The organism is Jiangella ureilytica (assembly GCF_004348545.1).
GTDB lineage: Bacteria > Actinomycetota > Actinomycetes > Jiangellales > Jiangellaceae > Jiangella > Jiangella ureilytica.
In genome coordinates this window covers 51,378-76,365 of record NZ_SMKL01000029.1, presented here as the reverse complement: position 1 = coordinate 76,365, position 24,988 = coordinate 51,378, and the positions used below count along the sequence as shown (strand labels likewise).

18 protein-coding genes and 1 pseudogene are annotated in these 24,988 nt (G+C 71.7%); 2 read left to right on the top strand and 17 right to left on the bottom strand.

What is annotated here, in order from left to right; genetic code table 11:
- Nucleotides 1-337 precede the first annotated feature (337 nt).
- Nucleotides 338-1,450: a succinyldiaminopimelate transaminase gene (gene dapC, locus E1212_RS14715; protein ID WP_275296173.1), complete on the bottom strand. Its 1,113-nt coding sequence runs from the start codon at nucleotides 1,448-1,450 to the stop codon at nucleotides 338-340.
- Nucleotides 1,447-1,776, bottom strand: a complete 330-nt coding sequence (gene fdxA / locus E1212_RS14710; RefSeq protein WP_111254906.1) for a ferredoxin — start codon at nucleotides 1,774-1,776, stop codon at nucleotides 1,447-1,449. Before fdxA ends, dapC begins: the two co-directional genes overlap by 4 nt.
- A gap of 108 nt (nucleotides 1,777-1,884) precedes the next feature.
- Here fdxA and E1212_RS14705 point away from each other — a divergent pair, with 108 nt between their 5' ends.
- Entirely contained in the window at nucleotides 1,885-2,862 is a 978-nt protein-coding gene (locus E1212_RS14705) for a GNAT family N-acetyltransferase (protein WP_131983691.1), read from the top strand.
- Between the two features lie 32 nt (nucleotides 2,863-2,894).
- On the opposite strand, the gene E1212_RS14700 is transcribed toward E1212_RS14705, so the two are convergent.
- The 3 genes and pseudogenes from E1212_RS14700 to mshB form a co-directional block, all read right to left on the bottom strand.
- On the bottom strand, nucleotides 2,895-6,185 hold the full coding sequence (locus E1212_RS14700; protein WP_131983689.1) for a VanW family protein: 3,291 nt from the start codon (nucleotides 6,183-6,185) through the stop codon (nucleotides 2,895-2,897).
- 547 nt (nucleotides 6,186-6,732) lie between these two features.
- Nucleotides 6,733-7,158: a DUF6113 family protein gene (locus E1212_RS14695; RefSeq protein WP_131983687.1), complete on the bottom strand. Its 426-nt coding sequence runs from the start codon at nucleotides 7,156-7,158 to the stop codon at nucleotides 6,733-6,735.
- Nucleotides 7,155-8,080, bottom strand: a pseudogene (mshB, locus tag E1212_RS30435) (N-acetyl-1-D-myo-inositol-2-amino-2-deoxy-alpha-D-glucopyranoside deacetylase). Before mshB ends, E1212_RS14695 begins: the two are co-directional and overlap by 4 nt.
- A 119-nt stretch (nucleotides 8,081-8,199) precedes the next feature.
- Between mshB and E1212_RS14685 the strand changes: the two are divergent.
- Entirely contained in the window at nucleotides 8,200-9,489 is a 1,290-nt protein-coding gene (locus tag E1212_RS14685) for a sigma-54-dependent transcriptional regulator family protein (protein ID WP_131983685.1), read from the top strand.
- A gap of 151 nt (nucleotides 9,490-9,640) precedes the next feature.
- Here E1212_RS14685 and E1212_RS14680 read toward each other — a convergent pair whose 3' ends face one another.
- From E1212_RS14680 to E1212_RS14625, 12 genes are all read right to left on the bottom strand, one after another.
- On the bottom strand, nucleotides 9,641-10,669 hold the full coding sequence (locus E1212_RS14680; protein ID WP_203416863.1) for an ABC transporter ATP-binding protein: 1,029 nt from the start codon (nucleotides 10,667-10,669) through the stop codon (nucleotides 9,641-9,643).
- Nucleotides 10,644-11,693, bottom strand: coding sequence for an ABC transporter ATP-binding protein (locus tag E1212_RS14675; protein ID WP_238992348.1), 1,050 nt, complete (start codon nucleotides 11,691-11,693; stop codon nucleotides 10,644-10,646). The genes E1212_RS14680 and E1212_RS14675 overlap by 26 nt, the downstream gene beginning before the upstream one ends.
- A 26-nt stretch (nucleotides 11,694-11,719) precedes the next feature.
- Entirely contained in the window at nucleotides 11,720-12,637 is a 918-nt protein-coding gene (locus E1212_RS14670) for an ABC transporter permease (protein ID WP_131983681.1), read from the bottom strand.
- Nucleotides 12,630-13,556: an ABC transporter permease gene (locus E1212_RS14665; protein WP_131983679.1), complete on the bottom strand. Its 927-nt coding sequence runs from the start codon at nucleotides 13,554-13,556 to the stop codon at nucleotides 12,630-12,632. The genes E1212_RS14670 and E1212_RS14665 overlap by 8 nt, the downstream gene beginning before the upstream one ends.
- A 115-nt stretch (nucleotides 13,557-13,671) precedes the next feature.
- Nucleotides 13,672-15,354 (bottom strand): peptide ABC transporter substrate-binding protein, encoded by a 1,683-nt coding sequence (locus tag E1212_RS14660; protein WP_131983677.1) that lies wholly within the window; start codon nucleotides 15,352-15,354, stop codon nucleotides 13,672-13,674.
- A gap of 330 nt (nucleotides 15,355-15,684) precedes the next feature.
- Complete coding sequence (locus tag E1212_RS14655; RefSeq protein ID WP_131983675.1) at nucleotides 15,685-16,611, bottom strand: ABC transporter permease; 927 nt, start codon at nucleotides 16,609-16,611, stop codon at nucleotides 15,685-15,687.
- Nucleotides 16,604-17,524, bottom strand: a complete 921-nt coding sequence (locus tag E1212_RS14650; protein WP_131983673.1) for an ABC transporter permease — start codon at nucleotides 17,522-17,524, stop codon at nucleotides 16,604-16,606. The genes E1212_RS14655 and E1212_RS14650 overlap by 8 nt, the downstream gene beginning before the upstream one ends.
- Before the next feature lie 113 nt (nucleotides 17,525-17,637).
- Nucleotides 17,638-19,278: a peptide ABC transporter substrate-binding protein gene (locus E1212_RS14645; RefSeq protein WP_131983671.1), complete on the bottom strand. Its 1,641-nt coding sequence runs from the start codon at nucleotides 19,276-19,278 to the stop codon at nucleotides 17,638-17,640.
- Nucleotides 19,279-19,475: 197 nt separating this feature from the next.
- Nucleotides 19,476-21,335 (bottom strand): translational GTPase TypA, encoded by a 1,860-nt coding sequence (gene typA / locus E1212_RS14640; RefSeq protein ID WP_131983669.1) that lies wholly within the window; start codon nucleotides 21,333-21,335, stop codon nucleotides 19,476-19,478.
- A 442-nt stretch (nucleotides 21,336-21,777) separates the two neighbouring features.
- On the bottom strand, nucleotides 21,778-22,818 hold the full coding sequence (locus E1212_RS14635) for an ABC transporter ATP-binding protein (protein WP_131983667.1): 1,041 nt from the start codon (nucleotides 22,816-22,818) through the stop codon (nucleotides 21,778-21,780).
- Nucleotide 22,819: 1 nt separating this feature from the next.
- The gene (locus E1212_RS14630; RefSeq protein ID WP_131983665.1) at nucleotides 22,820-23,983 is read right to left on the bottom strand and encodes an ABC transporter ATP-binding protein; all 1,164 of its coding nucleotides are present in this window, start codon (nucleotides 23,981-23,983) and stop codon (nucleotides 22,820-22,822) included.
- On the bottom strand, nucleotides 23,983-24,981 hold the full coding sequence (locus E1212_RS14625) for an ABC transporter permease (RefSeq protein ID WP_131983663.1): 999 nt from the start codon (nucleotides 24,979-24,981) through the stop codon (nucleotides 23,983-23,985). Before E1212_RS14625 ends, E1212_RS14630 begins: the two co-directional genes overlap by 1 nt.
- Nucleotides 24,982-24,988 lie beyond the last annotated feature (7 nt).

Here is a 24,988-nt window from a genome sequence, read left to right as displayed (position 1 = left end):
TCTATCAAGTCACTCCCGGCCGGGCTCTCACCCGTGATCACCATGGACACGTCATTACCGAAGCCACACACAGCGGGCAGATCACGTTGGAGTCACCCGGCGACCACGCCAGGCCCCGCCCCGTCGAACAGCGCCCGGTAGCAGAACCCTGACAGAGAGATCACGTTCACCACCCGATTCCCTGCTTCACGAGGCCTGCAGCCCTCGTGAAGCGAGGAATGTCCTGGTGATGTGCCGGCCGCCCGCATCACGAGGACCTCGCGTCCTTCACGAGGGCCGCAGGCCTGGTGTGGCACCGGACCGGGTGGTGAACGTGATCATTCCTGGCCGGGTCGGGTCAGGCGGTGAGGCGCTTGACCGCCGCGTCGATGCGCTCGTCGGTGGCGGTCAGGGCGACGCGCACGTGACCGGCGCCGGCGGCGCCGTAGAAGGCGCCCGGTGCGGCCAGGATCCCGCGGTCGGCGAGCCAGCCCACGGTGTCCCAGCACGGCTGGTCGCGGGTGGCCCACAGGTAGAGGCCGGCCGCGGAGTGGTCGATGCGGAACCCGGCGTCGGCCAGCGCGGCCCGCAGGACGTCGCGGCGGCGGGCGTAGCGCACGCGCTGCTGGTCGACGTGGGCGTCGTCGTCGAGGGCGGCCGTCATGGCCGCCTGCACCGGCGCGGGCACCATGAGCCCGGCGTGCTTGCGCACCTCGAGCACCTGCCGGACCAGCGCGGGGTCGCCGGCGACGAAGCCCGCGCGGTAGCCGGCCAGGTTGGACCGCTTGGACAGCGAGTGCACGGCGAGCAGGCCGTCGAGCGAGCCGCCGTTGACGGCGGGATCGAGGACCGAGACCGGCCGCTCCTCCCAGCCCAGCTCGAGATAGCACTCGTCGGAGGCGACGACGGCGCCGCGCTCGCGCGCCCAGTCGACCACCTTGGCCAGGTGCGCGGCCGGCAGCACCCGCCCGTGCGGGTTGGCCGGCGAGTTCACCCACACCAGGCCGACGCGGCGCGGGCCGAGCGCGGTGGCGGAGTCACTGGCGACGGGGTCGGCCCCGGCCAGCCGGGCGCCGATGTCGTACGTCGGATAGGCGAGCTCCGGGAAGACGACCGCGTCGCCGGGACCCAGGCCCAGCAGCGTCGGCAGCCAGGCCACCAGCTCCTTCGAGCCGATGGTCGGGATGATCGCACCGGGATCGAGGTCAGGGGCGCCGGCCCGGCGGGCGAGCCAGCGCACGGCCGCCTCGCGAAGCGCGGCCGTGCCCAGCGTCGTCGGATAGCCGGGAGCGTCGGCCGCCGCCGCCAGGGCGGCGCGGACGACCTCGGGAGTGGGGTCGACCGGCGTGCCGACCGAAAGGTCGACGATGCCGTCCGGATGCGCCGCCGCCCGCTCCGCGTACGGGACCAGGGCGTCCCAGGGGAAGTCGGGCAGCCGCACCGTCGGTGGCACGCGCTGTGGCCGGCTCAATGCCCCTCGTGCTCCTGCGGGGGCAGCGCCGCGACGACGGCGTGATCCTTGTCGATGGCACCGAGCTTGGCGGCGCCGCCGGGCGAGCCGAGGTCGTCGAAGAACTCCGCGTTGGCCTGCGTGTAGTCCTTCCACTCGCCGGGCACGTCGTCCTCGTAGAAGATGGCTTCGACGGGGCACACGGGCTCGCACGCACCGCAGTCGACGCACTCATCCGGGTGGATGTAGAGCATCCGCTCGCCCTCGTAGATGCAGTCGACCGGACACTCCTCGACACAGGCGAGGTCCTTGAGGTCGACGCAAGGCTGCGCGATGACGTACGTCACGGCGGTGTCCTCCTATCGCAAGCCGTTCCGGATCCGGTTCGGCTACTCAAACGTGCTCAGCCCTAGTATCGCGGTGCCCCCTAGTCCATCGTGCACCAAGGTCAGCCTATGAGACAGCCCAGTACGGATCAGGACCCGTCCGACCTGGTCGGGCGGCGTGTCGTGGTCCGTTACCGTCTGCACGGCGAGCAGTACGGCGCCACCGACGTGCTCGGCGTGCTCGAGGCGGCCGGCGACGTGCTGCGGGTGCGGCCGTCGCGCGGGGGCGACGTGGTCGCGGTGCCGGCTGGCGATGTCCTCGCCGTCAAGGCGATCCCCGAGCTCACCGTCACGCGGCGCGAGGTCCGCGACCTCGAGGCCGCCGCGCTGCGCGGCTGGCGGCCGCTCGAGGCCGAGTGGCTCGGCGGCTGGCTGCTGCGCGCCGCCCGCGGTTTCACCGGCCGGGCGAACTCCGTCATGCCGCTGGACGACCCCGGGCTGCCGCTCGCCGACGCCGTCGGCCGGGTCGAGGACTGGTACCGGGCGCGGGGGCTGGTTCCGGCGTTCCAGGTGCCGGAGCCGCTCGGCCGCACGCTCGGGCCCCTGCTGGACGCGCACGGCTGGCCGGCGCCTGAGGACCGGACGTTCGTGATGGTCGCGCCGGTGCCCGTGGTGCGCGGCGCCGAGCGGGCGGGGCTGCCCGCGGTGCGGGTCGACGACCGGCCCGACGACGACTGGCTGGCCGGCTACCACTACCGCGGCGGCGACCTGCCCGCGCACGCCGTCGACGTGCTCGTCAACGCGTCGAACGCCGGGTTCGCCTCGGTGGACGACGACGGCGTCCGGGTCGCGATCGCGCGGGGCGCGGTCAGCGACGCGCCGAGCGGGCGGCGCTGGCTGGGCGTGACGGCGGTGGAGGTGGCGCCGTCGGCCCGGCGCCGCGGGCTGGGCGGCCACATCGTCGCCGGGCTGGCTGCGTGGGCGGCCGGCCTCGGCGCGACGGACGTGTACCTGCAGGTCGCCGAGCCCAACGAGCCGGCCCGTGCGACGTATCGCAAGGCCGGCTTCGCCGAGCACCACGCCTACCACTACCGCCGGCTGCGCTGAGCCGGCGGCGGTGTCCGTGGCCGGGTGAGGGGCTACTCGCCGTCCTCGTCACCGTCGCCGCCGCTGCCGCTTCCCTCGCTCGGGTCCGGGCCGCAGATGACGCGGTGGTTCGGGTTGTAGGTCCAGGGGTCCGCCTCGTCCTTGACCAACGTGCCGTCGGGGTCGAACACCTGGCGGTACGACGTGATGCTGAAGCCCTGGCTGCCGCCCTGTGCCGAGCAGTTGTCGGATGTGTCGTAGATGGTCCGCGGCGACGTGAAGTTGGACCGCTCGGACACCGACGTCTCGACCGTGAAGTACTTCGTGCTCCAGATCTTCACGTTCAGGGTGCCGCTGTTGCCGGGGCTGCTCCGCGTGAAGTTGGTGTCGACGACGACGCCGTACGGGGTGTCGTTGGCGAAGCGCATGTCCTTCGAGCCCCAGGCGACCGTGGCCTCCTGGCCGATCGGGTAGCGGTCGAAGTAGATCGAGTGCGGCCAGTGCTCGACGTCCTCGAGACCGGCCAGGAACGCCGCGTGGAACGTCGTGGTGGCCACCTGCGAGACGCCGCCGCCGAGGGACTCCTCGAGCCGGCCGCCGTCGATGATGGTGCCGGTGGTGAAGCCGTTGGCCTCGGTGCGCTCGCCCACGATGCCGTTGAGGCTGAACTCCTCGCCCGGCAGCAGCAGGGTGTTGTCGATGCGCGCCGCCGCGGTGCCGATGTTGACGTTGCGGTATTCGGCGTGCGGGAAACGCGTGGTGAACTCGGCGACCACCTCGGTGACGCCGAGCTCCTCGGCCGCCGCGGTGGTGAGCTCGGGGTCGACCTCGCTCAGCTCGACGGCGGCCTCGCGGGCCTCGCCCTCGGCCGTCAGCACCGGAAGCAGGGCCGCGCTGAGAGTCTCGGGTGCGATGCCCATGCCGCGCTGCGCCGGGACGACCACGGGCTCGCCGCCCTCGATGGTGATGGTGGCGTCGCGGCCCTCCTGGCCGACCTCGGTGAGCAGGTCGCGGGCGACCTCCGTCAGCTTGGCGCCGTCGAGCGCCGGCTGCAGCGTGCCCGCGTCATCGGGCGCCATGGTGAGCGCCTGCCCGACGAGTTCCGGCGGCAGCTCGACGCTCTCTTCGCCCGCGACGACGGTGACCGGCGCGGACATGGCGGGCTCGGCGAACTCGGCCACGGCCCGCTGCACCTCGTCGGCGCTGACGGCCGGCTGCACCTCGTCGATGACCAGCGGCACGTCGCCGAGCGGCAGTCGCGACTCGGCGCCGAAGAAGACGTCGTGCAGCCGCTCGATGGTGGCGCCGGCGTTGACGGCCCGGCCGGGCTGCGGGTCGCTGGTGACGACCTCGCCCCCGTCGAACGCGACCGCGCCGTTGACCGGCTCGATGTCGGCCTGCGCGGCGATCTCGGTGAGGGAGGCCTCGAGCGCCGCCCGGTCGATGACCGCGACGGGGGTGGTCTCGCCGCCGCCGAGCAGCGCCCGGAACAGCGAGACCGGGTTGGCGCTGCCGCCCGGGATCGCGTCGATGGTCGCCGGTACGTCGACCTTCAGGCCAGCCGCCGACGGGACCAGCTCGAACGAGGTCTCGCCCTCGCCGATGGTCAGGTTGAACGGCTGATCGACGAGCGCCGGCAGCTGCTCGTTGAGCGTGGTCTCGGCCTCGTCGGGCGTCATGCCGCCGACGTCGATGCCCGCGACCGTCGCGCCCCGGGCCAGCGAGTCGCCGGCGACCGCGTACGCGACGCCGTACCCGATGCCCAGCACCACGACCACGCCGGCCGTGACCAGCGCTGCGACCCGCAGCTTGCTGCGGCCGCCCGCGGAGCCGTCTCCGTCGCCGCCGGTCGCCTCGTCCTTGCCGCCGCCGTTGCCGCGGCCGCCGGACGGATCGAGCAGGGCGGCCGCGGTGGCCGCCTGGCCGAAGGAGCGCTGCTGCTGCCGCCCGGTGGCGCGTCCGGCTCCGTTGCCCGCGTCGGTGCCGGACCGGTCGCCCGGGCCGTGCTGGTCGTCCTCCGCCTGCAGGGCGGCGGCGAGCGAGGCCGGGAGCGGCACGCCGGGCATGGTCGGTGCGTCGCCGACGGGGAACGCCTCGGTGGGCTGGTCGGTGGCATCACCGGGTCGCTGCGGCGGGGTGTAGATGCCCGCCGCCCGGACGCCCGGCTCGCGCGGCCGCTTCGGCTCTTCGGCCGGATTCTCCGGCTCCGGCGTTGCCGGCTGGTCTGCTGCCGCGGCCGCGGACGCAGCCGCGGGGGCCGCCTCGGGAGTCGGCTCGGTCGCGTCGGCGTCCTGGGCCGGCGCCCCGGCGGCCGCCTGCTCGGCGGCCGGCGGCTCGACGGCCGGCGCCTCGGCGGACGCCGGCGCCGTCGGGACCGGGCCGGACAGCCGCGGCTGCGCGCCCTGCGCCTCAGCGGCACCGCCGGCGGCGGCGTCCTGGGCCGGGGTCGCCGCGAGTGCCTGTGCGGCCGTCGGGACCGGGCCGGACAGCCTCGGGTCGAGCGCGGGAGACTTGCGACCGGACGTGGAGCGATCCTTGACGTTCGACTTGCCCGGTGCCGGCCGGCGCCCGGGAGCCGGCGCCGCGGCATCGGCGTGGGCGTCCGCGTCGTCCGTGGTCGGCTCGGAGGATCGGGACCGCGCAGCCGGCGCACCGGCGATGGCCTGCGCGCCGGCAGCGAACCGCGAAGCGGCGGACGGCGACTGCACCGGCCCGGCCGGCTGGTCGGCCTGGTCCGGAGTCTCCTCGGCCGACCGCGACCGCGCCGCCTGCGCACCGGCGACGGCCTGCGCACCGGCGAACCGCGTGGCCGCGGACGGCGGCTGCACCGGTCGGGCCGGCTCGTCGACCGGGATGACCGGCGGCTGTGCGGCCGACATCGCTCCGAGCGTCGGGCTGCTGGGCCGCCGCCGGGTCGGGAGGTCGACCGGACCCGGCCGCTGCCCGCCGTTCTCCGAGCCGTCGGGCCGCTGGGCCCACGCCGGCGGCGCCCACGGCGACGGGGCCGGGCTCGGCTGTGCGGCCTGCTGCTCGCTGCCGGTGCCGTCCTGCGGCCGCGACCACGCCGACCATTCCTGGGCCGGCCGACGGGACTGCTCGTCGCCGGCCTGCCGCGGCTGGTCGGACCGCTGCGACCGCTCCCGCGGCGGCGCCCACGGCGACCACTCCTCGGCGTCGCCACGCGGTGCCGGGTGGCCGGAACGGGCCGCGGAATCGGCGCCGCCGGACCTCGACTCGCGCTCGGCGGCGCGGTCAGCGCGCGGGTCACCGCTGGCCCGGGGACCGTCGACCCGGTCGCCGGCGGCCGCAGCCTCGCGACCCGTGGTCGCACGGTCTCCGCGCACGTCACCACCGTGGCCCGGCCGATCCGCACGGCCAACGGCCGCGCCGCCCGAAGTCGTGCCGCCCGAAGCCGCGCCGCCCGAAGCCGCGGCGTCGCCACCGGCGGCACCGCTCGCGCGATCACCGCTCGCGCGAGCACCACTCGCGCCGTCATCCGATCCGTCGCCAGCGGCGGCGCGGGCCTGTGCCTCGGCGGCAGCGCGTGCCTTGGCGGCGCGCTTGGCCGCCAGGGTGGCCGCCGAGGCGGCGATGGTCGTGCGGCGCACGGGCGCCACGCCACCACCGTCGCCCGCGGCGTCGCCGCGCGGTGTGCCGTTCGTCTCAGCAGCGGGGTCCGCGGATCCGTTTCCGGGCGACCCGGTAGGGTCTGCCGAAGACGTCACCGCCGGCCCGCCGGCGGGCTGGTCCGCACGAACGCCGGCGGTCTCGCCGTGGTCGGCGGGACCGGCCGTGGCATCGCTTCGGCCAGCTGGGTTGTCGGTCACGCTCGAGCACCTATCGGTTTGAATATGCGCAATTCGTCAGTAGTCAGGTCTTGCCCCGCGCATCTTACGTCACTCGTCGAGCCGATCTGGCCTCAACGCCCATGCCCAACACGATGGCCAGGCCGATCGTCCCGCCGACGAGGAAGATCAGGCCGAACTCGTCGTTCATGATGACGCCCTCGGTGCCCGCGAGCGACTCCGAGATGACGATGACGGGCGCCAGCCACAGCAGGGCGATGACTCCCAGCCCGAGCCGGCTGTGTGCGACCACCCGCGCCAGGATCGCCACTCCGACGGCGCCGCCGATGGCCAGGAACATCCCGAACGGGTTGGCCCACCGGTGCACGAACGACCCGCACACGGCGACCACGACGGTGACCGCCCCGAGCGCCGTCACGGCCAGCGCGGACAGCATCCGCGACCGCCACGACGGACCCGCGGCCCGGCCGGCCGGCGTGACGGACGGCGCCGCCCCTGGCGCGACCGTCACGACGTGACGCCGCCGAAGAGGTCGGTCTCGAAGCCCGTGGCGGGGTCGGCGGGGCCCCGCCGTCCGTGGGCCAGCCGGAAGTGCTCCTGCGCCCACAGCGGCTGCCCGACCCGGTCGGAGAGCGCGAAGTACGGCCAGTGCACGTCGATCTGGGTGGCGTGGGCACGCATGGCGGCCATCTTCGCGTCGAGGAACTCGGTACCGTCGACGACGGCGTCGATGTCGGCCTGGTCGACCACGTAGCCGAAGTCGTCGGCCGTGGCGACGTGCTCGAATCCGGTGTCGCCGCGCTGGTGGGCGGCCGTCAGCGCCTCTTGCATGAGCTGGCGCGGCGTGGCCGTCCAGTACACCTTGGCAACCTGCCAGGCCGGCCCGAGGTCGGAGCGGTAGGACCGGACGGCGGCGAGAGCGTGCGCGTAGGTGGCCACCCGGTGCGCCTGGATGTGGTCGGGATGCCCGTAGCCGCCGTGCTCGTCGTAGGTGACGAGCACCTGGGGCCGGACCTCGCGGATGACGGCGACGAGGTGGTCGGCGGCCTCGAGCAGGTCGGCGGCCCAGAACGAGCGCGGGTCGATCTGGTCGGGCGCGACCGCGCGGCGGCCGTCGGGACCCCACACACCATGCCGGAGTCGCGGTACCGGCCCGGACCACCCAGGAACCGGTGGTCGGTGACCTTCAGCTGGGCCATGGCGGCGGCCAGCTCGCCGGCGCGGTGCGGGCCGAGGGCGTCGTCGTGCTCGGGCCCGAGGTGGGCCAGCTCCGGCTGGATGATCTCGCCCAGCTCGCCCCGAGTGCAGGTGACGAGCGTGACGTGGGCGCCCTGGGCGGCGTAGCGGGCCATGGTGGCGCCGGTGCCGATGGACTCGTCGTCGGGGTGGGCGTGAACCAGCAGCAGGCGGCGCTCGGGAAGCTCGACGGGCATGCTCTCCACCCTATGCACGCCCTCCGACAGCCCGCCGATCACCGGGGTTCGGCCGTCGGCCCGGCCCGGGACGCCCTACGCTAGGCCTGTCCGCGGACCACCTCCCCAGGAGGAGTGACGTGCCCAGACTCTCGCTCGCACTCCCGTACGGCGCCGACCCCGTCAGCCGGTGGCGCATCACCGCGCAAGCCCACGAGAACTTCCTTCGCGCCGACCCGCGCGGTCATGCCGAGGTCCGGCCGATGGTCCTCGAGTCCTGGCGCCGCTCCGCCGCCCTGCACGTCGACCCCGACCGGACCGGCTCCCCCATCACGCTGTCCGACGACGCCCTCGCCGAGGCGCGCGCCACTCACCCGCTGCGCCACGCCATGCCGGTGGTGCGCCGGCTGCTCATCGACGACGCCGCCGAGGCCGGCGTGCTGGTCATCGTCGGCGACGCCCAGGGCCGGCTGCTGTGGGCCGAGGGCGACGAGGACCTGCGCCGCCGGGCCGAGCGGCTGCACCTCGTCGCCGGCGCGAACTGGCGCGAGGACGCCATGGGCACCAACGCCATCGGCACCGCGCTGGCGGTCGGCGAGACCGTCCAGGTCTTCGGCAGCGAGCACTACACGCGCAGCGTGCAGCCGTGGAGCTGCACCGCCGCGCCCATCCGCGACCCTCTCACCGGTCACATCCTCGGCGTGCTCGACATCACCGGCGGCGCGGCCGTGGTGGCGCCGCAGTCGGCGTTCCTGGTCCGCTCCGCCGTCGCGGCGGTCGAGGCCGAGCTGCGGCTGCTCGGCGCCACCGACGGGGTCGGCGAGGGCGTCGGCGCGGCGCCCGGCAGCCGCCTCGAGGTCCTGGGCCGCCCGCGCGGCCTGCTGACGCACCGCGGCCGGACCATCGAGCTGAGCCTGCGCCACACCGAGCTGCTGCTCCTGCTCGCCGAACACCCCGACGGCCTGCCCGCCAGCGAGCTGGCCTGGCAGCTGTACGAGCACGACGCCGCCGAGGTCACCGTCAGGGCGGAGATGTCGCGGCTGCGCAAGACGGTGCCCGACCTCGTCTCCCCCGCCGGCCAGTACCGCCTGCAGACCGAGCTGCGCACCGACGGCATGGAGGTGGCGGAGCGGCTGACCCGCGGCGACCACCGCAGTGCCGTCGAGCTCTACCGGGGCGAACTGCTGCCGCGGTCGACGGCGCCAGGGGTCGTCGCGCTGCGCTACCGGCTGCACGGCTGGCTGCGCAACGTGCTGCTCGATTCCGGCGACAGCGAGGCGTTACGGAGCTACGCCACGTCGCCCGCCGGTCGAGAGGACGCCCAGATCTGGCGGGCCTGCCTCGACCGGCTGGCCCCCGACTCGCCCCACCGCGCCGAGGCGGCCGCCGTGCTCACGGGCCTCGACGGCGAACTCGGCCACGCGGGCTGACCTGCGAGAACGACGCAGCCGGGCTCGCCTGATCGCTCGAAGGAGTTCGGAGGAGTTCGACCGGGCGGGCAATGGGCGGGCTGGGTTTGATGGGCGGCCCGCCCGGTCGTGAGACGAGGGTAGGCGACGACACGTTGCAGTCGCGTTGCAGCTAGTGCTGGACGACGACGTCCTCGCGAACGGCGGCGTAGTGGCACGCGGACTCGTGGTCGCTGCCCGGCCGCACCGTCAGCGCGGGGTCCTCTTCGGCGCACTTGTCGGTGGCCTTCCAGCAGCGGGTCCGGAACCGGCAGCCGCTGGGCGGGTTGGCCGGGCTGGGGACGTCGCCGGTGAGGATGATCTGCTGGCGCTGCCCCCGCACGGACGGGTCCGGCACCGGCACGGCCGAGAGCAGTGCCTGGGTGTAAGGGTGCGTCGGCCGCTCGTAGATCTGCGCGTCGGTGCCGGTCTCGACGATGCGGCCGAGGTACATGACGGCGACCCGGTCGGAGATGTGCCGGACCACGGAGAGGTCGTGTGCGATGAAGATGTAGGACAGCCCGAACTCGTCCTGCAGGCTTTCGAGCAGGTTGACCACCTGAGCCTGCACCGACACGTCGAGGGCGGACACCGGCTCGTCGCAGATGATGATCTCGGGCCGCAGCGCGAGACCGCGGGCGATGCCGATGCGCTGGCGCTGGCCGCCGGAGAACTGGTGCGGGTAGCGGTTGATGTGCTCGGGGTTGAGGCCGACGACGTCGAGCAGTTCCTGGACACGCTTGCGCCGCTGGCCGCGCGGCGCCACCTCGGGGTGGATGTCGAACGGCTCGCCGATGATGTCGCCGACGGTCATGCGCGGGTTCAGCGACGAGTAGGGGTCCTGGAACACGATCTGGATGTTCCGGCGCAGCTCGCGCAGGGCCCGGCCCTTGAGGTCGTAGATGTTCTGGCCCTTGAAGAGCGCCTTGCCGCTGGTGGGCTCCTCGAGCCGCATGAGCAGCTTCGCCAGGGTCGACTTGCCGCAGCCGGACTCACCGACGATGCCGAGCGTCTCGCCCCGGCGCAGCTGCAGCGACACGCCGTCGACCGCCTTGACGGCACCGACCTGTCGCTTGACGACCACCCCGGTGGTCAGCGGGAAGTGCTTGACGAGGTCGTCGACCTCCAGCACGACGTCACTGCTGGGCGGGTTCGATGTCACCCTCGAGCACCTCCTGTGCGAAGTGGCACGCACTGAACCGGCCGGGAACGACCTCGGCCAGCGGCGGCCGCTGCTCCTTGCAGATGTCGCGCGCGTAAGGGCACCGCGGCCGGAACTCGCAGCCGGCCGGGATGTTCGTGAGGTTCGGCGGCAGCCCCTTGATCGCCGACAGCTCCTGGCCCTTGAGGTCGACCCGCGGGATCGACTCGAGGAGTCCCTTGGTGTACGGGTGGGCGGGCGCGGCGTAGATGTCGTGCACCGGCGCCTGCTCCATGATGCGCCCGGAGTACATGACCTCGATCTTGTCCGCGACGTCGGCGACCACGCCGAGGTCGTGGGTGATGAGGATCAGGCCCATGTTCCGCTCGCGCTGCAGGTCGGCCAGCAGTTGCATGATCTGTGCCTGGACGGTGACGTCGAGCGCCGTGGTGGGCTCGTCGGCGATGAGCACGTCGGGGTCGAGCGCGATGGCCATGGCGATCATGATGCGCTGGCGCATGCCGCCGGAGAACTGGTGCGGGTAGTCGCCGGCCCGCTCGCGGGCGGCCGGGATGCGCACCTGCTCCATGAGCTCGACGGCGCGCTGCTTCGCGTCCTTCTTCGACAGGCCCTCGTGGACGCGGAACATCTCCGCGATCTGCCAGCCGACCGGGAACACCGGGTTCAGCGCGGACAGCGCGTCCTGGAAGATCATCGAGATGCTGCGACCGCGGTAGGCCCGGCGCTCGTCGTCGGGCAGGGCCAGCAGGTCCTGGCCGCGGAAGCGGACGGCGCCGCCGGTGACGAACCCGGGCGGGCTGTCGAGGATGCCCATGATGGCCTGCGCCGTGACGCTCTTGCCCGAGCCGGACTCCCCCAGCACCGCGAGGGTCTCACCCTCGTGCAGCGTGTACGACACCCCGTTGACGGCCTTGGCCACACCGTCGCGGGTGCGGAACTCGACCTGCAGGTTCTCGACCTCCAGCAGCGGGGTCACCCCCGCCTGGTCCGGCCGCGGTGCGATGCCGGCTTGCGTGGTCGCCACTCGTCGCCCTCCTCCTGTGATGTCGCTCAACGCAGCTTCGGATCGAGCGCGTCACGTATGGCGTCACCGAGCATGATGAAGGCCAGCACACACAGAGACAGCGCTGACGCCGGGAACAACAGCATATGCGGCGACGTGCGGACGTAGTCCTGGGCTCGGCTGATGGCCAGGCCCCACGACACCACCGGCGGCTGCAGCCCGACGCCCAGGAACGACAGGGTGGCCTCCGCCGCGATGTAGCCGCCGATCGCGATCGTGACGACGACGATCACCGGGGCGATCGAGTTCGGCACGACGTGCTTGACGATCATCCGGGCGCCGCCGGCGCCGAGCGCGCGGGCCGCCTGGACGTAGTCGGCCGAGCGCACCTGCAGCACCGAGGAGCGGGTGATGCGCATGATCTGCGGCCAGCCCAGCACGGCGAGTGAGAGCACGACCTTCGAGATGGTGACCAGCTCCGGCGTCTCGGGTCCCGACGGGAACGAGACCAGCACGATCAGTGCGCCCAGCAGCAGCGGGATGCCGAAGAAGATGTCACCCAGCCGCGACACGAGGGTGTCGGTGGTCTTGCCGTAGAAGCCCGCGACCGTACCGGCGATGCCGCCGAGAATCAGCACGCCGATGGCCGTGAGCACGCCCACCATGATCGACGCGCGCGCCCCGTAGATGGTCTGCGTGTACACGTCGCAGCCGTTGTTGTCGTAGCCGAACCAGGCCGAGCCGCTGGGACCCTGCCGGCTGAGTGCCAGGTCGCAGGAGTTCGGAGTCAGCGACGTGAACAGCCCTGGCGCGATCGCCATGACGACGAAGACCACGAACAGGGTGGCCGAGACGAGGAAGGTCGGTTTGCGCACGAGGTCGTGCAACGCGTCGCGGCCCAGCGAGCGGACCGCCGTCCGGGGCGCCTCGGCCTCGGCGACGACGGGGGGTGTGGGGTCAGCCATGACTGATCCTCGGGTCGAGCCAGCCGTAGATGAGATCGACCAGCAGGTTCACCAGGAGGAACACGAGAACCAGGACGGTCACCGCGCCGGTGACCATGACACCGTCCCTGCTGGTGACGGAACGGAAGATGAGGTTCCCCACGCCGGGGACGTTGAAGATGCCCTCGGTGACGATGGCACCGCCGAGCAGCGCGCCGAAGTCGGCGCCGATGAAGGTGATGACCGGGATCAGCGAGTTGCGCATCGTGTGGATGCCGATGACCCGGCGCTGCGGCAAGCCCTTCGCCACCGCCGTGCGGACGTAATCGGCTCGGCGGTTCTCGGCCAGACTGGTTCTGGTCAGCCTCGCCACGTAGGCGAGGGAGAGCGCGGCGAGCACGAAGCCCGGCAGGATCAGGTTGTACAAGCTGTCATCACTGCCGACGGTGGCCGGGAAGATTCCCCAGCGCATCCCGAGGAACAGCTGCAGCACCGAGCCGATGACGAAGACCGGGATCGAGACCACGACCAGCGTCGACACCAGGACGAGATTGTCGATGTAGCTGCCGCGGCGGAGCCCGGCCAGGATGCCGGCGCCGATGCCGATGAGGATCTCGAAGACGATGGCGACCAGCGCCAGCTTCACCGTGGTCGGGTAGGCCCGCAGCAGCTCCTCGCCCACCGAGAGACCCTGGAACGTCTCGCCGAAGTCACCGCGGATCAGATTGCCCAGGTACTGGATGTACGCGATGGGCAGCGGGTCGTCGAGGTTGTACTTGTCCGTCATCTCCGCGACATACGCCGCCGGGCACGGCCGGGCGCCGCACCGACCGGCGAACGGGTCGCCGGGCAGCGCCCACACCAGGGCGTAGATGATGAACGTCGTGCCGATGACCACCGGGATCATCTGGAGCAGGCGGCGCGCGACGTACCGGCCCATGACCCACCTTTCCGTGCGCAACGGTTTGCGCCAGCGTGCGGGGCGTCCATCTCGCATGCCACGAGATGAACGCCCCGCAACCGACCGCTGCGACTCTAGACCACCAGTGAACCGATCAGTTCTTCACCGAGATCGACAGCGGGTCGACGTAGCCCTTCCAGGTGAAGCCCGGCTCGTTGACGTTCTCGGACCAGCCGCGCTGGCCGTTGTCGTACCAGAGCGGAATGATCGCCATGTCCTCGGCCAGCAGCGTCTCGGCCTCGTTGTACAGCGCGAGCGCCTCCTCGCCCTCGAGGCCGGCGGCCTGACGGATGAGCTCGTCGAACTGCGGGTTGGAGTACCCGCCGTCGTTCGCCGAGCCGTTCGAGGTGTAGAGCGGCGCCAGGAAGTTCTGGATCGACGGGTAGTCGGCGACCCAGCCCGTACGGAACGGGTTGGTGATCTCGTTGGCGTTGACCCGGGCGCGGAACGAGCCGAAGTCGGGGTTGAAGTCGCCCTGGCAGTCGATGCCCAGAGTGTTCGTGATCGAGGTGCAAGCTGCGCTGACCCACTCGCGGTGGCCGCCGTCGGCGTTGCTGGAGATCAGCAGCGTGCCCTGGACTCCGGCCGTCTGCGCGTAGAGTTCCTGCGCCGCCGCCGCGTCGAACTCGCACCACTCGCCGCAGGTGCCCTCGACGTAGCCGTCGTTGCCCGGCGGGACCCAGCTGTTGGCCGGCACGTAGTTGCCCGGGCCGTAGGCCGCCGCGATGACCGCCTCGCGGTCGATGGCCCTCGAGATGGCCTTGCGCAGGTTCGCGTCGGCCCAGGCCTCGGTGTTGGTCAGCGGGAAGGTGAGGCTGGTGAACCGGGTCGACAGCGGCTCCGAGGCCGACCGGCCCTCGAGGTCGGTCTTCCAGACGTCGCCGGCCAGACCCACCGGCGGGATCTTGTCGAGGATGTCGAGCTGGTTGGAGACGACGTCGGCGTAGGCGGCGTCGAGGTCGGCATAGATGCGGTACTCGACCGTCTCGACCTGCGGCTTCGGGTCGCCGGCGTAGTCGGCGTACGCCTGCAGGGTGATCGACTGGTTCGGCACCTCTTCGACGAACTCGAACGGGCCGTTGCCGATCGGGTGGGCGATGAAGCCCTCCTGGTCGGAGAAGAAGCTCTCGGGCATCGGGTAGAACGCCGAGTAGCCGATGATCGTCTCGAACAGCGAGTTCGGCGCGCCCAGGGTCACGGTGAACGTGGTGTCGTCGACGACCTCGAGGCCGCTCATGGTCTCGGCCGTGGCCGAGCCCGGGACGAACGCGCCGGTGTCGTCGGTCTGGCCGGCTACCTCGTCGAAGCCGGCGATGTTCGCGCCGTCGGGGCCGAAGAAGTACTGGTTCAGCTGGGCGTTCGCGCCGGCCGCACCGAAGTTCCACGCGTCGACGAAGCTCTGCGCCGTGACCGGCGTGCCGTCGTGGAAGGTCCAGCCGTCACCGATGGTGATGGTGAACTGCGTGAAGTCCTCGTTCGGCTCGATGGACTCGGCGACGGCGAGGCCGGGCTCGCCGGTCTCGGAGTCGTAGGAGACCAGGCCGGTCCACATCGCGTCGACGATGTTGCCGCCACCGACCTCGTTGGTGGTGGTCGGGATCAGCGGGTTCTCCGGCTGGGTGCTGTTGATCGACACCGAGCCGGTCGGGCCATCGCCGGAACCGCCGTCGCCGCCCGAACCGCTGTCGTCGCCGCCGTCGTCGCCGCCGCACGCGGCGAGCACGAGGGTCAGACCTACTGCTGCGACCGCGAATCCTCTGCGGGCAGAGCCTCGCATGGAATCCTCCTCAAACGGGCCTGCGCCCTGTGGTGTTCAAGGGCGTGGCCGATCGGCCTCGCCACAGTGGTGCGGATCCGCGCGCAGCCGGGTACGGTCGCGATCCCGATCCGCGCCCTCATTTCTAAACCCGGGCTCTCCTGCGGGCAAGCCTGACCGCACCGGCGACTCACAACGCAACCGGACTGTGACCATACTGGCTGATTGCTGTGATCCTGCCGCCTCACAGCCGCGTGAGCTGCGGAATCTTCGGCCAGACCAGTCCGTTAACGTGATGTTTGCGGCATTGCCGTGGCGCCGGTCACACGGGTGTCCGGGGTCACACCCCGTTCAGCGCAGCTTCGGGTCGAAGGCGTCGCGGACGGCGTCGCCGAGCATGATGAACGCGAGCACCGTCGCCGACAGGAAGACGCTCGGGAACAACAGCATGTGCGGCGACTGGCGCACGTACGTACGGGCCTCGCTGATCGCGATGCCCCACGAGATGACCGGCGCCTGCAGGCCGATCCCCAGGAACGACAACGTCGCCTCGAGGACGACGAACACGCCGAGGACGATCGTCGCGTAGACGATGACCGGCGCCATGGCGTTGGGGACGACGTGGCGCAGCAGGATCCGCCGCGACCCCGCGCCGAGCCCCCGCGCGGCGTTGACGAAGTCGGCCTGCTTGACCTGGATCACGGTCGAGCGCATGAGCCGGGCCACCGTCGTCCAGCCGAGCAGGCCCAGCGCCAGGACCACCTTCCCGATGGTCTGCCAGGCCGGCGTGTCGACGGTCGACGGGAACGTGGCCAGCACGATGATCGCGCCCAGCAGCATGGGGACGGCGAAGAACATGTCGGTGACGCGCGACAGCACGGCGTCGAGGCGGCCGCCGTGGTAGCCGGCCAGCATGCCGACCACGCTGCCGACGACCGCGACGCCGACCGTCGTCAGCACGCCGACCAGGATCGAGGCGCGGGCGCCGTAGACCGTCCGCGTGTAGAGGTCGCAGCCCTGCAGGTCGTAGCCGAACCAGGCGCCGGCGCTCGGCGCCTGGCGCGAGAGCGCGAGGTCGCAGTCCTGCGGGTCGCGGCTGGTGAACAACCCGGGCACGACGGCCATGGCGATCAGCACGACGATGATGACGGCCGAGATCACGAAGAGCGGGCTGCTGCGCAGGTCCTGCCAGGCGTCGCCGGCCAGCGACCGGGGCGCGCTCGCCGCGTGGCCGCCCCCGCGCCGGCCCCGCCGCCGGCTCCGTCGTCGGTCATGCATGACGGATCCTCGGGTCGAGCACCGCGTACAGGAGGTCGACCAGCAGGTTCACGATCAGGAACACGAGGACGAGGACGGTGACGGCGGCGGTCACGGTGCCGCCCTCGTGGGCGTTGATCCCGCGGAAGATCATGTCGCCGACACCGGGGATGTTGAAGATGCCCTCGACGACGACGGCGCCGCCGAGCAGCCCGCCGAGGTCGGCCCCGACGAACGTCACCACGGGGATCAGCGAGTTCCGCAGGGTGTGCACGCCGACCACGCGCTGGCGCGGCAGGCCCTTGGCGATCGCGGTGCGGACGTAGTCGGCGCGGAGGTTCTCGACCAGGTTCGCCCGGGTCAGCCGGGCCACGAACGCCAGTGACAGGCTGCCCAGGACCACGGCGGGCAGGACCAGCGAGAAGAACGTGCCGTCGAAGGTCACCGGGAACCAGCCGAGGCGCACGCCGAACGTCGCCTGCGCCAGCAGCCCGGTGACGAACACCGGGACCGACACCAGCACCAGCGTGCTGACCAGGACCAGGTTGTCGAGGAACCCGCCGCGGCGGATCCCGGCCAGCACCCCGGCCGCGATGCCGACGACCACCTCGACCGCGATGGCCAGAAGCGTCAGCTTGAGGGTCGTGGGGTAGCGGCTCAGCAGCTCGTCGGCGACGGACGCCCCGGTGAAGGTCTGGCCGAAGTCGCCGGTGAGCAGGCTGCCCATGTACTTCACGTACTGCACGGGCAGCGGGTCGTCGAGGTTGTAGGCCGCCGTCATGCGCTGGACGTAGTTCTCCGGACATGGCCGGTCGCCGCACTTGCCGGCGAACGGGTCGCCCGGCAGCGCCCACACCAGGGCGTAGATGAGGAACGTGGTCCCGATGACCACCGGCACCATCTGGCCGAGGCGCTGGACGACGTACCGGCCCATGACCTTCCTTCAGCGATCAGCAGCGCTGCCCTGCGCGCGCCGGGTCAGACTGTACGGCGTCGCGGGCCGGCCCGCCGCCAGGTGCGCGGACGGCGGGCCGGACGGCGCGGGCGTCAGCCGTTGGTCGTCCGCACGGAGACCAGGTCGACGGTCTGGAACACCGTGATGTTCACGTTCTCGACGTGGGTGGAGTAGCCGCCGATGCTCACGCGGTGCCAGAGCGGGATGGCCGGCATCCGCTCGGCCAGCATCGCCTCGGCCTCGCGGTACTTCGCGATGGCGGCGTCGCCGTCGAGGGTGGCCGCCTCGCTGACCGCGGTGTCGAACTCGGGATTCTCGTAGTCGCCGTCGTTCGCCGAGGCGCCGGTGGCGAAGATCGGCACCAGGAAGTTCTCCTGCGCCGGGTAGTCCATCTGCCAGCCGGTGCGGAACATGCCCGTCATCTCGCGGTTCGTGATCTTGTCGCGGAACGTGGCGAGGTCGACCTCTCCCTGTCCGACGCACGGCACCTCCAGCGCCGTGCTGATGTAGTTGCAGGCGGCGTCGACCCAGGCCTTGTGGTCGGAGTCGCTGTTGTACGCGAGCGTGAGAGTGTCGTCGTAGCCGCCGGCCTCGTCGAACAGCGCCTTCGCGGCGACCGGGTCGTACTGGCAGAACGTCCCGCAGGCGCCTTCCTGGAAGCCGGGCACGACCGGCGAGACCCAGCCGGTGGCCGGGGTCCGGGCGCCGGAGAAGATCTTGTCGACGATCTCATCCCGGTTGATCGCCATCGAGATGGCGTGCCGAAGATCCGGATCGGCCAACGCTGGGTCCTTGGACTCGGGCGCGAACGTGATGGTGTCGAGGACGCCCGTCGTGCGTTCGACGAACCGGTCGCCGAGGTCGATCTTGTACGTGTCGCCGGCCAGGGCCGACGTCGGCAGCAGCGGCATGATGTCGAGCTGGTCGGCCTGCAGGTCGTTGTAGGCGGCGTCGTCGTTCTCGTAGATGCGGTAGATCGCGCCGTCGATGCTGGGCTTGACCTCGCCGTTGTAGTCCTCGTAGGCGGAGATCCGGATGTCGATGTTCGGCTCCCACGAGTCGAACTGGAACGGCCCGGTGCCGATGGGGTGCTGGCCGAACGCCTCGGGGTCGTCGAAGAACGACTGTGGCAGCGGGGCGAACGACGTGTAGCCCAGGCGCATCGGGAACTGCGACTCGGCCTGGGTGAGCGTGACGGTGAACGTGCGCTCGTCGACGACCTCGAGGCCGGACATGGTCTCGGGCCCGGAGCCGTCGATGTAGTTGCCCTCGGTGTCGAGCTCGCCCTGGACCTCGGCGTAGCCCTGGATCGGCTCGAAGAAGTAGCTGTTCAGCGTGGCGTTGCCGCCGAACGCGGCCCAGTTCCAGGCGTCGACGAAGCTGCTCGCCGTGACCGGGCTGCCGTCGTGGAACGTCCAGCCCTCCTCGAGCGTGATGGTCCAGACGAGGTTGTCCTCGGAGCTGATGTCGGCGGCGATCTCGTTCTCGGGCGCGCCGGTCTCGGGGTTGTAGCTCACCAGGAAGGAGAAGATCTGGTCGAGGACGTCACCACCGCAGACCTCGTTGGTGTTCGCCGGGACGAACGGGTTCTGCGGGTTGCAGCCACGGACGGAGACGGTGTTGCCCCCGTCGGCGGCGGCGCCGCTCTGGTCGTCACCACCGCCGCAGGCACCCAGCGTGAGGGCGAGTGCGACGGCTCCCAGCACCACCGACGTGCGGCGCGAGACTGGCATGGGATTTCCTCCTGGGATCTGCCCGAGGCGTGACGTGGCTGCTGCGGACCCGGCCGGCTTCATTGCCACCATCGGCCGTTCGGCCGATATGTGCCCGTCACTTTCTATGCGCCGTTCGCCTCCCAGGGCAAGTCCTGAGCCTCGCCGCCTCACCACTCGCAACAGGACTGTGACTTCCTGAGCAGCAGGTCATCGCGTCAGTTGGCGTGCTTGCGGCGGGCGGCCGCGCGGCCGCGGGTGGCGGCGTCGAGCACCACCTTGCGGATCCGGACCGCCTTCGGCGTGACCTCGACGCACTCGTCGTCGCGGCAGAACTCGAGCGCCTGCTCGAGCGACAGCTTGCGCGCGGGGACGAGCTTCTCGAATTCGTCGGCGTTGGAGCGGACGTTGGTGAGCTTCTTCTCCTTGGTGATGTTGACGTCCATGTCGTCGGCGCGGGAGTTCTCGCCGACGATCATGCCCTCGTACACCTCGGTGGTCGGCTCGACGAAGAGCGTGCCGCGCTCCTGCAGGTTGATCATCGCGTAGGACGTGGCGGTGCCGGACCGGTCGGCCACGAGCGAGCCGCTGGGGCGGGTGCGCAGCTCGCCGAACCAGGGCTCGTAGCTGTCGAAGACCTGGTGGGCGAGGCCGGTGCCGCGGGTCTCGGTGAGGAAGTCGGTGCGGAACCCGATGAGCCCGCGGGCCGGCACGACGAACTCCATGCGGATCCAGCCGGTGCCGTGGTTGGTCATCTGTTCCATGCGGCCCTTGCGGACGGCGAGCAGCTGGGTGATCGCGCCGAGGTACTCCTCGGGGCAGTCGATGGTGAGCCGCTCGACCGGCTCGTGCACCTTGCCGTCGATCTCGCGGGTGACGACCTGCGGCTTGCCGACGGTGAGCTCGAAGCCCTCGCGGCGCATCTGCTCGACGAGGATGGCCAGCGCCAGCTCGCCGCGGCCCTGCACCTCCCACGCGTCGGGGCGCTCGGTCGGGAGCACCCGGAGCGACACGTTGCCGACCAGCTCGGACTCGAGGCGGTCCTTGACCAGCCGCGCCGTCACCTTGGTGCCGCCGGAGCGGCCGGACAGCGGCGACGTGTTGGCGCCGATGGTCATCGACAGCGCCGGCTCGTCGACGGTGATGAGCGGCAGCGGCCGTGGGTCGTCGACGTCGGCCAGGGTCTCGCCGATGGTGATCTCGGGGATGCCGGCGACGGCGATGATGTCGCCCGGGCCGGCCTTCTCGGCCGGGACCCGCTCGAGCGCCTCGGTGATGAGCAGCTCCGTGACCTTGACCCGCTCGATGCTGCCGTCCTTGCGGCACCAGGCGACCTGCGCCCCCTTGGCGATCTCGCCCTCGTGGACGCGGCACAGCGCGAGGCGGCCCAGGAACGGCGACGCGTCGAGGTTGGTGACGTGGGCCTGCAGCGGCGCGCCCTCGGTGTACGTGGGCGCCGGGATGGTCTTCAGGACGGTGTCGACGAGCGGCGCGAGGTTCTCGGAGTCGGGCATCGCGCCGTCGGCCGGCCGCTCGATGGAGGCCTTGCCGTCGCGGGCGCAGGCGTAGACGATCGGGAAGTCGAGCGCGGCCTGGTCGGCGTTGTCGTCGAGCAGGTCGATGAAGAGCTCGTAGGTCTCGTCGACCACCTCGGCGATGCGAGCGTCGGGCCGGTCGGTCTTGTTCACCACGACGACGATGGGCAGCCGGCCCTGCAGCGCCTTGCGCAGCACGAACCGCGTCTGCGGCAGCGGCCCCTCGCTGGCGTCGACCAGCAGCACCACGCCGTCGACCATGGACAGGCCGCGCTCGACCTCGCCGCCGAAGTCGGCGTGGCCCGGCGTGTCGATGATGTTGATCGTGGTCTCGCCCCACCGCACCGCGGTGTTCTTGGCGAGGATGGTGATGCCCTTCTCCCGTTCCAGGTCACCGGAGTCCATGACCCGGTCGGCGACGTCCTGGTTGGCGCGGAACACCCCTGACTGCCACAACAGCGCGTCGACGAGGGTGGTCTTGCCGTGGTCGACATGGGCCACGATGGCGACGTTGCGGAGGTCGTCGCGGCTGCGCACGGACATGCGGAGAACTCGTTCCTGAATGGGGGAGATGACGCCTAATCCTACGGCCTGCCGCCCCGCTCCCCCGCATCGCGCACCCCGCGCCGCCGTCCACAGCCCCGATGTCCCCCGAGGAGGTGGTGCGGCCGGCGGCACGTCAGGACGGCCTGGTCACCGGGGAGGCGACCGGTGGCCGGCGACATGACGCCCGAGAGCATCCGCCACGCGCTCGGTTCCGGGCGGCGCCGGCAGCGGCCGGCGAAGGGTGTGGTCGCGACCCCCACCGGTCCGTCGAGCCCACGGCAGCCGGTGCGCGCAGTCCTGCCGTCCTCGCCACCCAGGCTCGCCCATCCCGGGGCTGCCGGGCACGATGCCCACGTGGTGGTCGAGGTCGAGGCAGCGGTTCTCACCGGCCGACGACGGCGTGCCGGGTGACCTCGGCCGGAACGTCTCCGGGGTGAGGTCAGACGACGCGGGTGTTGACCTCGGCGAAGTGGCAGGCGACCGGGTGGCCGACACCGGTGTCGATGAGCGGCGGCTCCGTGGTGGCGCAGATGTCCTGGGCCTTCCAGCAGCGGGTCCGGAACCGGCAGCCGCTCGGCGGGTCGAGGGGGCTGGGGACGTCGCCGGAGAGGATGATGCGCTCGCGGCGGCGCTCCTCGACCGGGTCGGCGGCCGGAGCGGCCGAGAGCAGCGCCTGGGTGTAGGGGTGCGCCGGCCGCTCGTAGACCTCGTCGCGGGTGCCGGTCTCGACGATCTTGCCCAGGTACATGACGGCGACCCGGTCGGAGATGTGCCGGACCACCGAGAGGTCGTGGGCGATGAAGATGTACGCCAGGCCGAGCTCGTCCTGCAGGTCCTCGAGCAGGTTCACCACGCCGGCCTGGACCGACACGTCGAGCGCGGACACCGGCTCGTCGAGGACCAGCAGGCGGGGCTCGAGGGCGAGCGCCCGGGCGATGCCGATGCGCTGGCGCTGGCCGCCGGAGAACTCGTGCGGGTAGCGGTTGCCGTGCTCGGGGTTGAGACCGACGAGCTCGAGCAGCTCGGCGACCCGCTTCTTGCCGCCGCCGCGCCACCGGCCGTGCACCTTGAGCGGCTCGGCGATGATGTCGTTGACCGGCATCTTCGGGTTGAGCGACGCGTACGGGTCCTGGAACACGATCTGCAGGTCGCGCCGGACCTCGGTCATGCCGCGGGCGTCGAGGCTGGTCAGCTCCTTGCCCTGGAACACGACGGAGCCCGACGTCGGCTTGTGCAGCTGCAGGATGGCCCGGCCGGTGGTCGACTTGCCGCAGCCGGACTCGCCGACGACCCCGAGGGTCTCGCGCGCGTCGACGTGCAGAGAGACGCCCGTGACGGCCTGCACGTGGCCGACGACGCGGCGCAGCAGGCCGCCGCCGTAGACCGGGAAGTGCATGACCAGGTCGGTGACGTCGAGGAGGTGCTGCCCGGTGCCGGCCTCGGACGCCGCCTGCGGCGAGGTTTCCGTGGACGTCGCCATGTCAGACCGCCTCGCTCTCAGTGCGGAAGAACACCGTCGGGTCGTCGACCTCGGCGAGCTTGTCCCAATGGTGGCACGCCGCGACGTGGCCGAGCTCGTCGGTGGGCGCCAGCGGCGGCTCGACCTCGCGGCAGATGCCGGTGGCGAGCGGGCAGCGCGGTGAGAACGGGCAGCCCGTCGGCATATTGATCAGCGACGGCGGCGTCCCGACGATGGGCCGCAGCCGCGAGCCGGCGCCGTTGCCCTCCAGCGACGGGATCGAGCCAAGCAGGCCGGCGGTGTACGGCATCCGCGGCTGGTAGAAGACGCGGTCGGTCTCGGCGATCTCGACCGGCTTGCCCGCATACATGACGAGCACCCGGTGCGCCATGCCGGCGACCACGCCGAGGTCGTGCGTGATGAGCACGATGGCGGCGTTGACCTGGTCCTTCACCTGGACCAGCGTCTCGAGGATCTGCGCCTGGACGGTGACGTCGAGGGCCGTGGTGGGCTCGTCGGCGATGATGACGTCGGGGTTGTTGATGACCGCCATGGCGATCATCGCGCGCTGCCGCATGCCGCCGGAGAACTCGTGCGGGTAGTTGTCGAGGCGCCGGTTCGGCTGCGGGATGCCGACCAGGGCCAGCATCTCCTCGGCCCGGGCCAGCGCCTTCTTGCGGGGCATGATCTCGTGCGAGAGCACCGCCTCGGCCAGCTGGTCGCCGATGGAGTAGACGGGGTTCAGCGCGGTCATCGGGTCCTGGAAGATCATCGCGATCTTCTTGCCCCGCAGGGCGCGCTGCTGCTTCGCCGACTTCTTCAGCAGGTCGTCGCCACGGTACAGGATCTTGCCGGCGATGCGGGCGGACTTGGGCAGCAGCCCCATGACCGCCATGGACGACACCGACTTGCCCGATCCGGACTCGCCGACGATGCCCAGGACCTCGCGCTCGTGGACGGCGTACGAGACGCCCCGCACGGCGCGGACCAGGCCGTCGTCGGTGGGGAACGAGACGGTGAGGTCCTCGACGCGCAGGACCTCCTTCTCGCCGGGGCCGGCGGTCTCCTCGAGCTTGGTGGCGACGTGCACCTCGGCTGCGGACTCGGTGACGGCGGGCTGGTCGAGGCCCCCGCCCGCGGCGGGGCCGGGCAGCGGGGCGCCGATCGGCATGCTCGGATTCGTCATCAGTCACGCACCCGGTTCTGTCGAGGGTCGAAGGCGTCGCGCAACCCGTCGCCGATGAAGTTCACCGACAGGGCGATCGCGATGATGAACACGCCGGGGAACCAGAACAGCCAGGGCCTGGTGGAGAACGCCGTCTGGTAGGTGCTGATCAGCTTGCCCAGTGACGTGTCCGGGTCCTGCACGCCGAAGCCCAGGAAGGACAGCGCGGCCTCGAGCAGGATGGCCGCGGCGATGGCAAGCGTCGCCGCGACGATGATGACGCCGACGATGTTCGGCAGCATGTGCTTGACGATGATGCGCCGCGCCGACGTGCCGGCCGCGCGGGCCGCCTCGACGAACTCCTTCTCGCGCAGCGACAGGAACTCGCCGCGCACCAGCCGGGCCAGGCCGGTCCAGGTGACCAGGCCGATGACCAGGCCCAGGACGACGATGCCCGAGTCGCCGTAGCGGCGGCCGAGGACGGCGGCGACGACCAGCAGCGGGATGGTGATCATGACGTCGGTGAAGCGCATCAGCACGGCCTCGATGCGACCCCGGAAGTAGCCGGCGGTGGCGCCGATCAGGGTGCCGATGACCGTGCCGACGAGGCCGACGATGAACGCGATCGTGAGGGACTGCTGCACACCGCGCATGGTGAGCGCGAAGTAGTCCTTGCCGACGTTGTCCTGGCCGAACGGGTGCTCGCCGAGGTGCATGCCGCTGCCGCCGAGCCAGGTCGGGACGACGCTGAGCGTCGGCCGGCCGCCGTTCTCGACGGTGGCGATGGAGAAGTAGTCCTTGTCCCACCAGCCGGGAACGCTGGCGAAGCCGATGGAGCTGAACGCCAGCAGCACGATCAGCACCAGCGCGATCAGGCCGCCCATGGCGGCGCGGTGCCGGAAGAACCGGCGCCGGACCATCTGGGCCTGGGTCCGGGCGACGACGGTCATGCCCTGGGCGTCGGTGGCCGCGTCCGCGGCGGGAACGGGCCCGGGGTCCGGAGTCGTGGGGTTGCTCATCGTTTCG